The following is a 14429-nucleotide window of genomic DNA, read 5'->3' as shown; positions in this document are numbered from 1 at the left end:
TGTGAAAGAGCTCCGAAATGACTGAAGATATTACAATTCGCCGTAAACGTCTGTTGCATCGTTCCCGTTATACAGGAATGAAAGAAACCGATTTGATGCTTGGCCGTTTCGCCAACAAATATCTGAAGAAATTTGACGATGAAGAATTGGATATCTACGAAAAATTGCTGAAGGCAGGTGATCCAAGCATTTATGCCTGGGCAGTTGGCCGCGAAGAAATTCCAGATGAATACAACACGTCAGTCATGGAAAAGCTCAAAAACTTTGCTATCTACGAACACGATCCCGCCCACGTAGAAGATAATGACTAATGCCTTGATGACCGGTCTGATTGACAGGCTGGTCGCTTCTGAAAAACAGGTCGCCACTCTCACTCTGGAAGCCGTTCCGGAGGGATATGACGCGTATATCCTGTCGCAATATGCGGCAAAGACCTCTCAGGATATCTTGTATATCCTGCGTGAAGACTTGCGCATGGCCACAACGGAAGCTGCCTTAAAGTTCTTTGATCCTGAACTTGAAGTTATCACATTTCCTGCATGGGATTGTCTGCCTTATGACCGGGTATCACCAAACCCCGAAATCGTTGCAGAACGGATGAGTGCACTTGTTAAACTTTGCACGCCTTCAAAAACACCTCGGGTTATTCTAACGACTGTAAATGCGGCCCTGCAGCGGGTCCCGTCTTCCAAGATGGTATCTAAGGCTAGTTATCCGGTCAAAGTTGGCGACCACATTAACCTGAAACGCCTCACAGATTTCTTTGTTGCCAATGGATTTAGCCGCATCGGTACCGTCATGGAGCCTGGCGAGTTTGCGATCCGCGGCGGCATTATTGATGTTTTTCCACCGGGCACAGACCGTCCGGTTCGAATTGACCTGTTTGGTAATCAGATTGACGGAATGCGGTATTTTGATCCTATTTCCCAGCGTTCAGATGAAAAGCTAACGGCGATAGATTTCATCGCAGCTTCAGAGTTTTTGATGGATGATGATTCCGTGAGCCGTTTCAGAAGCGGATATCGGGAACATTTTGGATCTGTGACATCACTGGATCCACTTTACGAAGCGGTCAGTGAAAAGCGTAAACATGCAGGAATGGAGCATTGGCTGCCACTTTTCCACAATGAAATGGTGCGCGTATCTGATCTCGTGCCAAATGCCACGATTTTCACCGATTATTTGTTTGGTGAATCTTTGGAAGCGCGTCTTGATACCATTCAAGATTATTATGAAAGCCGAAAAGCAGTAGAAGGCGACAAGCATTCTGATTATCACCCACTTGAGCCAAAGGCTTTGTATCTGGACCTAGAAGAATGGAACGATCTGACAGCTGCCAGAACTTTGTGTCATATTTCCCCGTTCCGTAGCGGTGCAACGGGTGACAACATTCTGGATGCTGATGGCCGTCAGGGGCGGGAGTTTTCGGTCGAACGGAAACAGCAGGACAGCAATATCTATGACCACGTTCGAAAACATGTGGTTGCAACAATGCAGGGAAAACGCCAGGTTATCCTCGCACATTTCTCAGAAGGCTCATTGGCGCGCAATAAAACCGTACTGGCGGATCATGGAATTGCCCCCGTTCAGGAAATCACTGATTTCAAGGAAATTGGATCCGGAAAAGGATCGAAACCAGTTGGCCTTACCGTTTTGCCAATTGAGCATGGTTTTGAAGCCCCTGACTTTGTGATCCTGAGTGAACAGGATATCCTCGGAGATCGGTTGGCGCGGCCTAAGCGTGCTGCCCGTAAAGGCAGTGAATTTATTGCGGAGGCGTCCCAGTTGGGGGAAGGGGATTACGTTGTTCATGTGGAACATGGCATTGGACAATATACGGGCCTTCAAACAATCGATATTTCAGGCGCGCCTCATGATTGTGTCGCCCTTCATTATGCAGGCGGCGACAAGATTTACCTGCCCGTTGAAAATATCGAAATGCTGTCCCGTTATGGCGGTGCGGACAGTGCTGCGGTTCTTGATAAACTTGGCGGATCCGGTTGGCAGGCCCGTAAGGCCAAGCTGAAGAAAAAAGTAATGGAGATGGCGGATCAGTTGATCGCCATTGCAGCCGCGCGTGAACTTCGTAAAGGGGAACGATTGACACCGCCAGTTGGCGCGTATGCTGAATTCTGTGCTGCCTTTCCTTTTGATGAGACGGAAGATCAATTGCGGGCCATTGGCGATGTGATCAGTGATTTGTCATCAGGTAAACCAATGGACCGACTTGTGTGCGGTGATGTTGGCTTTGGTAAAACGGAAGTGGCCTTGCGGGCGGCCTTTATTGCGGCGTTGTCTGGCAAACAGGTGGCCATTGTCACCCCGACCACATTGCTGGCCCGTCAACATTACAGAACATTTTCAGAACGCTTTACTGGGCTTCCAGTAAATGTAGCGCAACTGTCCCGTATGGTGACAGCAAAAGAAGCCAATGTCACCAAAGCAGGGCTTGCAAGTGGTCAGGTGGATATTGTCGTTGGTACCCATGCGCTTTTGGGTAAGTCGGTAAATATCAAAAATCTGGGCCTTGTCATTGTGGATGAGGAACAGCATTTCGGTGTTGCCCACAAAGAGCGCCTGAAAGAAATGCGGTCTGATCTTCATGTTTTGACCCTGACTGCGACACCGATCCCGAGAACCCTGCAGCTTGCCATGACGGGTATTCGGGATTTGTCTATCATCGCGACACCGCCTGTGGATCGTTTGGCAGTCCGGACTTTTGTGCTGCCGTTTGATCCGGTGGTTATTCGCGAAGCCTTGATGCGTGAACATTACCGTGGTGGTCAAAGCTTCTTTGTCTGCCCACGCCTTAAAGATCTGGATGAAGTTGGGCAGTACTTGCGTGAACAAGTTCCTGAAGTGAAGTTTGTCACTGCCCATGGGCAAATGTCAGCCAAGGATCTGGATGATGTCATGAATGCCTTCTATGACGGGCAGTATGATGTTCTTGTTGCGACCAATATCGTAGAAAGTGGATTGGATATTCCGCGGGCGAATACACTGGTGACCTATCGGGCTGATATGTTTGGGTTGGCACAGCTATACCAAATCCGGGGGCGCATTGGCCGGTCCAAAACCCGGGCATATGCTTATCTTACGATGCCACCGCGCAAGAAACCGACCGAAGCTGCCGAGAAACGCTTACGCGTTCTTCAGTCCCTGGATACATTGGGGGCAGGATTTACACTCGCAAGCCATGATCTGGACATCCGCGGTGCTGGTAATCTCCTTGGGCAGGAACAGTCCGGCCATGTAAAAGAGGTTGGGTTTGAGCTTTATCAGGAGATGTTGGAAGAAGCGGTTGCCAATGCAAGAGCATCAGATTTCGAAGATGGAGCAGAAGCTGAAGATAAATGGTCACCAACCATCAATATCGGTACGTCCGTCTTGATCCCTGATAAATATGTGGCAGATCTGTCGTTGCGTATGGAATTATACCGCCGCGTTGCGGCCCTTGATACGCGTGCAGAAATTGACGGCTTTGCTGTTGAATTGGTGGACCGTTTTGGCCCGATGCCGGATGAGGTTGAGCATCTGATTAAGGTCATGACCATCAAACAATATTGTCGTCAGGCAAATATCGAAAAAATTGAGGCGGGACCAAAAGGCGCTGTTCTGACGTTCAGAAATAATGACTTTGCCAATCCGGGCGGATTGGTTGAATTCATCTCCCGTCAGCCGGGAAGTGCAAAATTACGCGGGGATCACAAGCTGGTTTACACGCGCAGCTGGAACCACGCGGAAGACAGGCTTTCAGGCGTGACGGTACTTGCAGAAAATCTGTCGCGTATCGCCAGCGCCTGATAAATTATTCAGATGGGGAAGGGGCCGCGGCTTCTTCCTCGATCTTCTTGAAGACATGCAAGAAGGCTTCCGGATCTTGCGCCCCTGAAAGCGCATATTTATCGTCAATGATGAAGAAGGGAACACCTTGAACACCGATTTGACGGGCTTGACCTTCTTCTGCCTGAACACGATCCAAATCGCGGTCAGATTTAAGCAAGTCAGCAACAATCGTTGTATCCATACCGGCTTCTTCTGCGGCATCAATCAGTGTCTGATGATCACCTAGGTCCTGACCGTCCATAAAGAATTTACGGAACAGAATTTCGACCATTTCATCCTGCTTGCCAGCGCTATTGGCCCACAGGATCAGACGATGGGAATCCAATGTGTTCGGCGAGCGGGCGATTTTCTTGAACTGGAAATCAAGACCAACTGTTTTACCCGCATTTTCCACATGCTGATAAAGTTCTCGGGCCCTTTCAACAGATCCAAATTTTTTGGCCGTAAATTCTTTGCGATCGGCACCTTCTTTTGGCATGTCAGGATGCAACTGGAAGGGATGCCAGTTCACTTCGAAAGTGAGATCCGGCCGCTCTTGCATAGCCTTTTCCACTTTTCGTTTGCCGATGAGGCACCAAGGGCAAACGGTATCTGAGATAATATCGATTTTCATAACACAAAAGATAAGGGCCTGCGAAAGTGATCGCAAGCCCTATCTGGAATGAATGTTCAAAATTAGTTTATCCGTTAAAACGGTCCTTTTTGGCGCGTTTTTCTACTTCTTTCAGTGTTTCACCTTCTTGAAGCTGAGCGCAGCCCATATGAATGTCAGCGAATACTGGCTCCTCTGATCCATGAACCGAATATTCCGTGTTGTTGGTGACTCCAAAGATACGGTTCAGCGCGATACCTGCATCCTCGATACTGGTACTGGGCAGCGCGATGATGAATTTATCACCTGAATAACGCCCGCAGAAATCTTCACCACGCACCAGAAAAGACAAGATATTACCCATTTGGCGAAGGATCTGGTCGCCCGCGTGATAGCCATATTTGCTGTTAATTTCTTCCAGGTTTTTCAGCGTGATAACGGCGAATGTGAGATGCCGGTTCGTTTGATGGTAGTTTTCTATCAGACGCCCCAAATGGCTTTGTACAAACCCATAAGAATACAACTCTGTAAGGCCGTCCATCACGGCAAGCGGTTTGGAGGTGCGGAATAACTGCTGCAATTGGAAACGATAATCTGTACGGCTTGTATGCAAACTTAAGCGGGCAGCTAGTTGATCAAGTTCATCGGGATAAATAACTATATCTGACGCCCCGTGAATATACGCCGCTTTACGGTCATTCCGATTATCCAGCAGGAAGATAATCGGCAGGTTGTAGAGCCTACTATCCGCACGAATGTCTGTGCAAAGGCGGAAATGAACATCACCTTGTCCAGCGCCAAAAACGATCAACGCATCAAATCTTCTTTCGCGGAGCAAATCAATCGTCCCATCAGGGGAGGGGCTAACCCGCACATTTGTTTTGTTCTCAAGGTGCAGCAACGTATCACCTAGCATCGTGCTGTCATTTCCAAGAATGAGAACATTACGTTTATCCAGTGATGTCTCCTCTGCTTCAGCCAGCTCGCTTTTAAGGCCATAGAGCTCTGTTGTCTCAGATCGGCGTTCATATTCCTGCGACATGATGTTGACGCGGTGTAGGGAGTAGAGGCGGCGTTTAAACTCAAGATCACAGAAATCTATGGAAATTGATTGTATTTCTGATGGGCGGTGGTTCGCTCCTATAATGAGCAGGGCTTTATTCTGTTCCACCAAATCATCAGCAATGGCCTGCCCGGCTTTATCTGCTTGCGGCAAATGCAGAACTACGATATCAGCGCCTTCGGCCACTTGCGGTGCTTGTTGAATTTCAGTGGTCGTTTTCTGGACAACCCCAAAATCCATATCTTGCAATGATGTCAGAATGAAATCGTTAGGTTCTTCGGAAATGAGCAGAATATTTGCAGAAACAGCCATCGATTTTTTATTCCCAGTTATCTATGCAATGAAAATAGGCCGGAATTTGTTAAAAATCTATGCATCGTCACAATATTTTCCGTTGGAAACCAGATAAATAGCCATTTAAAATGAAACTATTCGGACGAATATAAAAATAAACTAGTGATATAGGAGAAAATCATTGTCCTCCCCGAATTTTTTAGAAGGTAAACACGCACTTGTAACTGGTGCTTCTTCCGGTCTCGGTTGGCAGTTTGCCCTGACACTTGCCCGTGCAGGTGCAAAAGTCTCTCTTGCGGCGCGCAGTGTTGATAAATTGGAAGCTCTCGCAAAGGAAATTGAAGCCTTTGATGGTCGCGCGTTACCTGTCCGTATGGATGTTACAGACATCAAGAGCATTCAGGATGGTGTGCATGCAGCAGAAACAGAGTTGGGGCCAATTGATATTCTGGTGAACAATTCAGGTGTAAGTGCACTGAGCCCCTCAGAAAAGATTTCCGAAGAAGATTTTGACTTTGTCATGGATACAAATGCCAAAGGTGCTTTCTTTGTGGCACAGGCTGTTGGCCGTAGCATGATCAAGCATGGCAATGGCGGAAAAATCATCAATATTGCGTCAGTTGCCTCGCAACGTGTTCTGAAACAGAATATTGCATATTGCATGTCAAAAGCCGCCGTTAAACATATGACACATGCATTGGCGGATGAATGGGGCCGCTACAATATTCAGGTGAATTGCATTAACCCGGGTTATATCGTGACCGGGATTAACCGCGATTACTGGGAAACAGACGCAGGTAAGAAGCTGATTTCACGTCTTCCTGGCCGCCGTGTGGGTGAGCCAACACATCTGGATGGAACTCTTCTTTTGTTAGCGGGTCCAGGATCTGATTTCATGACCGGAAGCATCATCGAGGTTGATGATGGGCTAACCGCGCACGGTTTCTAAGGTCAGTTCACATGTAATTGGGAGGGGCGAAGGTTCAGGCTTACAATGGCGGCCTTCGCATCTTCATGTTCCATCTCGCTCATGGATGACAGAAGCATGGCGGCCCCGGTCACACCCTCTTTATGTGCTACAAGGTTGCTGTGTCCCGCTTCAAGGGCTTCAGCCACTGTTTCGAAATAGCATTCTTCGACCATGTCTTTTAACGACGGATCAAATGCATCAGCCATACCGAGTACTTTCCCTAAAATTCAACTAGCTATTCTGTAGTCTGCTTATTTTAAGAAAATATTACCACATAGATCTTTAGGCCTAATTTTTTACTCCCTTGTTATTTTCCTCCGTACAGATATAGTTTCAAATAAAACTAATTAGGGGGAATTGTCCATGGGAAGACCTGTTGGAATTATTGCTGGCGGTGGCCTGGTTGGATTGACTTTAGCATTAGCTCTCCATGAAAAGGGCTTTAAATCAAAGATTTATGAATCTGTTTCAGAAATTAAACCTTTGGGTGTGGGCATCAACCTGCTGCCTCATTCTGTTACAAGCCTGAGCAAACTTGGTCTTCTCTCCGAGCTTGAAAAAGTAGCCATAAAGACGTCCAGTCTGAGTTATTACACTGACGATGGTAAACTTATCTGGTCGGAAAAACGTGGATTGGCTGCTGGATATGACGTTCCGCAATTCTCGATTCACCGTGGCGATTTCCACATGATTCTACTTAACGCAGTAAAGGAACGTTTAGGTGAGGACGCGATCGTACAAGATCATCGCTTTGAAAGTTATCGGGAAGAGGGGGGCAAGGTAATTGCTTCTTTCACTAATCACGCGGGTGATCAGAAGCGGGAAGATGTAACGGCGGACTACCTTATTGGGGCCGATGGTATTAACTCAAGATTACGAAAAATACTATACCCGGACGAAGGCCCCCCTCACTATTCAGGGCAAATGCTCTGGCGTGGTGTGACCGAAATGGATCCGTATTTGGATGGACGGTCCATGTTCATGGCAGGTCATAATGATTTGAAACTTGTCGCCTATCCAATTCGGGAAGAAAGTCGCAAGCGTGGAAAATCTTACATCAACTGGATCGCTGAAAGACGTATTCCTTCAGACCTAGCAGCCCGTCAAGGGGATTGGAATAAAGAAGGCACATTGGATGAATTTGCCTCTTACTTTGATGATTGGAAACTGGACTGGCTCGATATCAAGTCTCTTTATAGGAACGCAATTTCCATTCATAAATTCCCGATGATCGACAGGAATCCCATTCCTAAATGGAGCTTTGGACTTGTCACTTTGATGGGGGACGCCGCACATGCCATGTATCCCAACGGGTCAAACGGTGTTTCTCAAGGGGTTCTCGATGCAATGACCTTTGCAGATTTAATTGCGGAAGACAGCAGCGATATTCCATCCTTACTTCAAAAATACGAAGATGCCCGGCGGGAAGCCGTTTCAAAAATCGTTCTTGCCAACCGTGAAACCGGACCTGAACGGGTGATGGAAATGGTCAAAGAAAAGTGTAAGGGTGAATGCGGTGACAAGCATACTTGCGTACCAGAAGACACTCTTGAAGAAGTGGCGACATCTTATAAACGTTTGGCTGGTTTTCACAAAGACAACTTGAAGAACAGCTGATAAAGTCAACGGATCGCTTTCTCCTTTATCTTGTGTTCCCGCCGGAGGCTTGAATGAAACTACAACCTATATGGGTTTGGTATTTTGTCGTTGGACTTGTCCTGTTTGGTTTTCTGGCGCTCACAAGACTCGAAGGGGAGGCACCTTTTCAGAAAGTCTCTTACACTGAATTCAAGCAACTGGTGGAACTGGGGGATGTTGAGACAGTTACCCTGAAAGGGGAACTTATCGATGCTACCTTGAAAGCAGCACGACAATTCCCATCGCGACAGGAGCCAGTACGAAATGTTCAATCTGGTCTGCCTTCAAGCGGGGATGAAGACCTCATTCCATTGCTTGAAAAAAAGAACGTGCAGATATGGAATGAACCTGCACCTGAAGGGAACAACTGGTTATGGAGTTTCCTACCGTGGTTGCTGATCATTGGTGTTTACTTCTATATGATCAGGCGCATGCAATCAGGCATGATGGACCGGTTCGGAGATCGCGGGGCATCAGATTTCCTAATGGGGGATGCCAAGCGTGAAGAGAAAGGCGCCCCGAAGGTCAAATTTGACGATGTGGCCGGGCAGGACAATGCCAAAAGAGAAGTCGCTGAGCTTGTCGACTTTCTAAAGTTTCCGGAGAATTACCAGAAATTAGGCGCGGAACCACCGCGTGGTGTTCTTTTAATGGGGCCTCCTGGTACGGGTAAAACCTTGCTGGCTCGCGCTCTTGCAGGGGAGGCTGAAGTTAATTTCTTCTATATCTCCGCCTCAGAATTTATCGAAATGTTTGTGGGTGTGGGCGCTTCTCGGGTTCGAAAAATGTTCGAAGAAGCCAAAAAACGAGCCCCAGCCATTATCTTTATCGACGAACTGGATGCTGTGGGCCGGGTGAGGGGAACCGGACTTGGCGGCGGTAATGATGAGCGCGAACAAACGCTCAATCAGATTTTGTCTGAAATGGATGGCTTTACCGGGCATGAACAGGTTTTTGTTCTGGCGGCGACAAACAGACCAGATGTATTGGACCCGGCTCTCCTGCGCCCGGGGCGCTTTGATCGGCATGTAACCCTTGAACTGCCGGACAAAAAGGCGCGCATGGCCATTTTGAAAGTTCATACAAAGAAAAAACCACTGGCCAAAGAAGTGGATCTGGAAACGGTAGCTGCCGGATGTCCCGGCTTTTCTGGCGCAGACCTTAAAAACCTCGCCAACGAAGCCGCTATTGCTGCGGCACGCGAAGGGGCTTCTGAAATCACCCTGCAACATTTCGATGAGAGCCGAGATAAGATTTTGCTGGGTACCGTCAGAACGCTTGCCATACAGGAAGATGAACGCCATCGCCTTGCTATTCATGAGGCGGGGCACACAACGGCTGCCTATTATCTTCCAAATGCAGACCCCATTTATAAAGTGACGATTATTCCGCGTGGCCGATCCTTAGGCGGAACACATATGCTGCCAGAAGAAGATCGGTACACTCAATCTGAAGATTATTTGAAAGATCAGATGGCGGTTATGCTGGCGGGCAGGGCTGCAGAACAGGTCTTCCTTGGGAATGTCAGTTCCGGTGCCGATGACGACATCAAGCGTGCCACAAAGATTGCGCGGGCCATGGTATCTCAGTGGGGTATGTCAGATGAAATCGGTCCTGTTGATCTCAGGATCAGTGAATCTCATCCATTTCTGGGGCGCGAAATCACGCAACCAAAGCATTATAGCGAAGAAATGGCGGGCAGAATTGATAGTGAAGTCTCCAAACTGCTTCAGGAAGCAGAGGGAAAAGCTATTAGTATATTAAAGGATCACAAACCTCGTATTGAACAGCTGGTATCTCTTCTTGAAAAAGAGGAGACCATCGGTCGAGAGGAAATCATAGAGGTGCTAGACGAAAAATAAGGCCGCACCTTACGACAAATTGCCGCAACTCGGCTCATTAGGGGTTCAGGTTACGGCAATAGTTGGTATTGTAAACTTATCTAATTTCGAAACTGGTGAAGACTGACGAATGACACTCGCAAGAAGACATAGGAACAGATGGGGTTTTCTGTTCGCCTTCTTTGCAATTTATTTGCAGTTTCTTCTGCCTGTTGGTCACGCAATTGCGGCCTCTAATTCTTCCAGCGACATGCTTCCAGGGCGGACCATTGTTTGTACCGCTTATGGGCTTCGTCATATTGACTTGGAAACAGGGAAAGATGTCACCCCAGTAGCCGAGCAGGTACTGTCTAACTGTCCTATTTGCCTCTCAATAGAAAAGGGCGGTACGGCGCTACCAGCATCAGACGTTTCAGAAATACTTTTGTTGAACGCAGTTCCCGTTGTTCACGGAAGTTTGGTTTCTGAATTACCTGATCCTGCTTTAAATACTGGGTATCTAAGCAGAGCACCGCCCTATGGAGTTCTCCAGTCTTAAAACATCGTTGACCCGGGAGCGCGTGATGCCTCCCGGGTTTGTTTTTGTGCTTGCAGATTAAAGAAATGTTATAGTATAACATAACCACTATGAAGCAATTATCCATCTCTACTTTGTTTGCTGCTGGTCTCACTTTGATCACTGCTCAAACTGCAATCGCTAAAGACATCAAAGTCGTCTCTAGTATCGCTCCCGTTCATTCTCTGGTTTCCATGGTTATGGGGGAGCAGGGAGAAAACCATCTTCTTGTGTCGGGTTCCAGTTCCCCGCACGGATACTATCTGCGCCCCTCTGAAATGAAGAAGATTGTTTCTTCTGATCTTGTGTTTTGGATTGGTCCAAATATTGAAAGTTTCTTGTCCAAACCACTGAACGGGCAAATGAAATCTGTCGAACTAAATGAAACTAAAGGTCTCACCCTTCATAACATTCGTGAAGGAGGTATCTGGGCGGGACATGATCACGGATCTCATGAAAGACATGACGATCACAGAGATCATGACCATGCAAAACATGATGATCACGACCATGAAAAGCATGATGACCACAAAGGTCATGATCATGAGAAACATGACGATCACAAGCACCATGATCACAAAGATCATGACCATGAGAAGCATGACGACCACAAAGGGCACGATCATGCAAAACATGACGACCATGATCATCATGGTGCATCCGACGCGCATGTATGGTTAGATCCCGAAAATGCGATCAAGATGGTGAAGGCTATTTCCAGCAAACTGTCTGAAACTTACCCTGATAAAAAAGCTCAATTTGAGGCAAATGCTGAAAAGGCTATTGAAAGAATTGAAGCAACTGATCGGAAAGTGGCTGGCTTGTTAGAGGGTGTCAAATCAAAGCCCTACATCGTTTTCCACGATGCGTTTCAGTATTTTGAAAAACACTATGGATTGACAGGTGTAGGATCCATTCTTCTGCGTCCCGATGAAGGCGCATCCGCGAAACGCGTCGCGGAACTGAGAGATGTCATCGAAGACCGTGGGGCCGTATGTATTTTTAGAGAACCGCAATTCCCCGAAAAGTTGGTCAAAGTCGTGTCTAAAGGTTCAGAGGTTAGATCAGGGACACTTGATCCAGTTGGGTCAACCATAAATCCAGATGCTGATCTTTACGAGATGTTGATCGTAAAGATCGCCACCGAGATGAATACCTGCCTTCAGTAGCTTTCAAGTAGGTTTAAAGGGGTGAAAGGGGCTCTCTATTGAGCCCCTTTTTTATTCAGGAAACTCATCAAGGAATCGTACGAGTCCTCAATATGTTGCCTTGTGAGGTCGGCAGCCAATTTTCCGTTCCCCTCAACGCAGGCGTCCAAGATCGCCTGATGTTCGACGACAGCTTTGTTCATACCCTTTGTAAGCACTAGTTGAGCCCGAATGTAGCTATCAATCCTGTCGATTGCTTCCCCAACAATCTTTAAATGAAACGGCCGTTTGCATTCCCGGTATAAGGTTTCATGGAAGTTGCGGTTAAGCTCTCCCCAGCGGGCGGGGTCTTCCTCTTCACCGAAACGGTCGCAGTATTCTCGGGCCAAAGCGAGAGTATCTGGCTTCATGTTTTCCACGGAATACTGGATCACCAAGGGCTCCAGATTCATGCGAATCTCATAAATCTCGCGGATTTCGTCATCAGAGAGGGATGAAACGACAGCACCTTTGTACCGTTCATTTTTTACAAGCCCCTGAGCTTCCAGACGTTTCAGGGCCTCACGCACTGGAATTCGGCTGACGTTAAACAGTTTTGCGATGTATTCCTGACGGATCGACTCACCAGCTTGTAGATTGCCACTGATGATTTCATCACGAAGGGCGTCGAAAATAACATCGGATGACGATGCTGTTCTCGCAAGATCAATTGCCCGTGCTTTCATACCCTCATACACAATCCAAACTCCTTGTTTTTTATAACATTTTGAATAGGCGACTAACGCGTTTCTGTCAAATGGCGGACGATTGTAAAACATCATTGTAAAAAATATATTGCATATTGGATCCAATCTACAATAAGTTTCTCTCACCACCGGCGGAGACAAGGCAAATTGGCCAGGGTCGGGGGAACTAACTTGGAGGTTTTCTTATGTTTTCTAAAATTATGAAGACTGCGGCCCTTGGTGCAGGTCTTGCGACACTGTTAGCCATGAGCCCAGCACAAGCTGATAAACTTGATGACGTTATCGACCGTGGCGAACTGCGTTGTGGCGTTGTTCTTGATTTCCCACCAATCGGATATCGCGACTCAAACAACGAACCAGCAGGTTTCGATGTTGATTACTGTACTGACCTTGCAAAAGCATTGGATGTTGAAGCAAAAATCATCCCGGCAACTTGGGCGGAACGTCTTCCACTTATCGTAACAAACCGTGCAGATGTTGTATTTGGTGCAACTTCTGACAGCCTAGAGCGTGCGAAAACAGTTGGTTTCACAATTCCATACGCAATTTATTACGCACAAGCAGTTGTTGGTAAAGACAGCGGCGTTGTAACTTTTGACGATCTTGCGGGTAAGCGTGTTGCGGCAGCTGTTGGTACAGTTCCAGAACAAGAATATCTGAAAATCGCGAAAGAGCGCGGCTGGGAAGGTAATTACCAGGGTTACCAAAGCGAAAACGAAGTTTTCCTTGCTGTAGCTCAGGGTAAAGCTGACGTTGGTATCACGACAAACACAGCTGTTAAGCCAATCGTAGAAAAATATGACACTGTCATCGCCGGTCCACGTATGCCATGGACAACTGACTACACATCAGTCGTTGGCCCTCGCAAAGACGTTTCCTGGCTGAACTACCTCAACCTGTTTGTAACTCATCAGGTTCGCTCCGGTCGTTATGCGGAACTTTGGAAGAAGTATGTTGGCGGCGATGCGCCAGAACTACGTATTCCAGGTGTCCTGTATTAATGATCAACTTGTCTCCCGCATTGCCGTGCGGGAGACCCTTTGCACGAGAGGTATATGATCGTGGATTATAATTTTCACTGGCGCCCTGTTATCAGAAAACTACCGGAACTCCTTGAGGCCGGTCTTCTGACATTGGAAGTCGCGATGCTTTCCATGATTATCGGAATTGTGGTTGGGATGCTTCTGGCAATATCTCGGATGTCGGGTCCTGCACCTCTTCGGGCTTTTGCAACCACTTGGGTCGAACTTGCCCGAAACACACCGGTTCTTTTTCAATTGTTCTTTTTTGGTTTTGGTCTTGGGGCTTTTGGCTTGCATTTGAGCCCTTATCTGATTGTTTTGATGGGATTATCCTTTAATAACGCTGGCTATCTTGCGGAAAATTTTCGTGGCGGTTTTCAGGCAGTTCCTGACACGCAGTTACGGGCGGCCCGTTCTTTAGGGATGACCGCAACACAAGCCTATATCAGAATTATCATTCCGCAGGTTTTGAGGATCGTTTACCACCCAATGACAAACCAGATGGTTTGGGCGGTGTTGATGAGCTCCCTCGGTATGCTGGTTGGCTTTAGGGAACTCTCTGGTGAGACACAATTCTTTGCTTCTAAAACATATCGGATTTTCGAATATTTCGCGATGACAGCCGTAATCTACTACGTGATCGTGAAAATCGTTTTACTTGTTTCAAAATTGGCGGCTCGCCGTCTGTTCAGATACTAAAGAAAGGAAGAAGA

Annotated in this window: 13 protein-coding genes; 9 read left to right on the top strand and 4 right to left on the bottom strand. The window is 47.3% G+C overall.

Going from position 1 to position 14429, the window contains the following annotated elements:
* Positions 1–17: 17 nt before the first annotated feature.
* The gene (locus tag GUA87_RS11005) at positions 18–311 is read left to right on the top strand and encodes a succinate dehydrogenase assembly factor 2 (RefSeq protein WP_193716602.1); all 294 of its coding nucleotides are present in this window, start codon (positions 18–20) and stop codon (positions 309–311) included.
* Entirely contained in the window at positions 304–3804 is a 3501-nt protein-coding gene (mfd, locus tag GUA87_RS11000) for a transcription-repair coupling factor (RefSeq protein WP_193716601.1), read from the top strand. Before GUA87_RS11005 ends, mfd begins: the two co-directional genes overlap by 8 nt.
* Before the next feature lie 4 nt (positions 3805–3808).
* On the opposite strand, the gene GUA87_RS10995 is transcribed toward mfd, so the two are convergent.
* Together GUA87_RS10995 and GUA87_RS10990 are read right to left on the bottom strand one after the other, a co-directional pair.
* Entirely contained in the window at positions 3809–4459 is a 651-nt protein-coding gene (locus GUA87_RS10995; RefSeq protein WP_193716600.1) for a DsbA family oxidoreductase, read from the bottom strand.
* A 67-nt stretch (positions 4460–4526) separates the two neighbouring features.
* The gene (locus tag GUA87_RS10990; RefSeq protein ID WP_193716599.1) at positions 4527–5813 is read right to left on the bottom strand and encodes a diguanylate cyclase domain-containing protein; all 1287 of its coding nucleotides are present in this window, start codon (positions 5811–5813) and stop codon (positions 4527–4529) included.
* 163 nt (positions 5814–5976) lie between these two features.
* Between GUA87_RS10990 and GUA87_RS10985 the strand changes: the two genes are divergently transcribed.
* Positions 5977–6744, top strand: a complete 768-nt coding sequence (locus tag GUA87_RS10985; protein WP_193716598.1) for an SDR family NAD(P)-dependent oxidoreductase — start codon at positions 5977–5979, stop codon at positions 6742–6744.
* A gap of 2 nt (positions 6745–6746) precedes the next feature.
* On the opposite strand, the gene GUA87_RS10980 is transcribed toward GUA87_RS10985, so the two are convergent.
* On the bottom strand, positions 6747–6971 hold the full coding sequence (locus tag GUA87_RS10980) for a hypothetical protein (protein ID WP_193716597.1): 225 nt from the start codon (positions 6969–6971) through the stop codon (positions 6747–6749).
* A 157-nt stretch (positions 6972–7128) separates the two neighbouring features.
* On the opposite strand from GUA87_RS10980, the gene GUA87_RS10975 reads away from it, so the two are divergent.
* From GUA87_RS10975 to GUA87_RS10960, 4 genes are all read left to right on the top strand, one after another.
* The gene (locus GUA87_RS10975; protein WP_193716596.1) at positions 7129–8382 is read left to right on the top strand and encodes a flavin-dependent oxidoreductase; all 1254 of its coding nucleotides are present in this window, start codon (positions 7129–7131) and stop codon (positions 8380–8382) included.
* A 53-nt stretch (positions 8383–8435) separates the two neighbouring features.
* The gene (gene ftsH, locus GUA87_RS10970) at positions 8436–10265 is read left to right on the top strand and encodes an ATP-dependent zinc metalloprotease FtsH (RefSeq protein ID WP_193716595.1); all 1830 of its coding nucleotides are present in this window, start codon (positions 8436–8438) and stop codon (positions 10263–10265) included.
* A 109-nt stretch (positions 10266–10374) separates the two neighbouring features.
* A complete protein-coding gene (locus tag GUA87_RS10965) occupies positions 10375–10782 on the top strand; it encodes a DUF2946 family protein (protein ID WP_193716594.1) in 408 nt (135 codons plus the stop codon).
* 89 nt (positions 10783–10871) lie between these two features.
* Positions 10872–11969, top strand: a complete 1098-nt coding sequence (locus GUA87_RS10960) for a zinc ABC transporter substrate-binding protein (protein ID WP_193716593.1) — start codon at positions 10872–10874, stop codon at positions 11967–11969.
* A 35-nt stretch (positions 11970–12004) separates the two neighbouring features.
* Here GUA87_RS10960 and GUA87_RS10955 read toward each other — a convergent pair whose 3' ends face one another.
* Positions 12005–12673 carry a GntR family transcriptional regulator gene (locus GUA87_RS10955; RefSeq protein ID WP_193716592.1) on the bottom strand — a complete coding sequence of 223 codons (669 nt, stop codon included), beginning with the start codon at positions 12671–12673 and terminating at the stop codon, positions 12005–12007.
* Positions 12674–12879: 206 nt separating this feature from the next.
* On the opposite strand from GUA87_RS10955, the gene GUA87_RS10950 reads away from it, so the two are divergent.
* Together GUA87_RS10950 and GUA87_RS10945 are read left to right on the top strand one after the other, a co-directional pair.
* Entirely contained in the window at positions 12880–13695 is an 816-nt protein-coding gene (locus GUA87_RS10950) for a transporter substrate-binding domain-containing protein (protein ID WP_227711830.1), read from the top strand.
* Between the two features lie 57 nt (positions 13696–13752).
* Positions 13753–14415, top strand: coding sequence for an amino acid ABC transporter permease (locus GUA87_RS10945; RefSeq protein WP_193717027.1), 663 nt, complete (start codon positions 13753–13755; stop codon positions 14413–14415).
* Positions 14416–14429 lie beyond the last annotated feature (14 nt).

The sequence above is a fragment of the Sneathiella sp. P13V-1 genome (assembly GCF_015143595.1).
Classification (GTDB): Bacteria; Pseudomonadota; Alphaproteobacteria; order Sneathiellales; family Sneathiellaceae; genus Sneathiella.
This window is presented reverse-complemented; position numbering and strand designations above follow the sequence as displayed.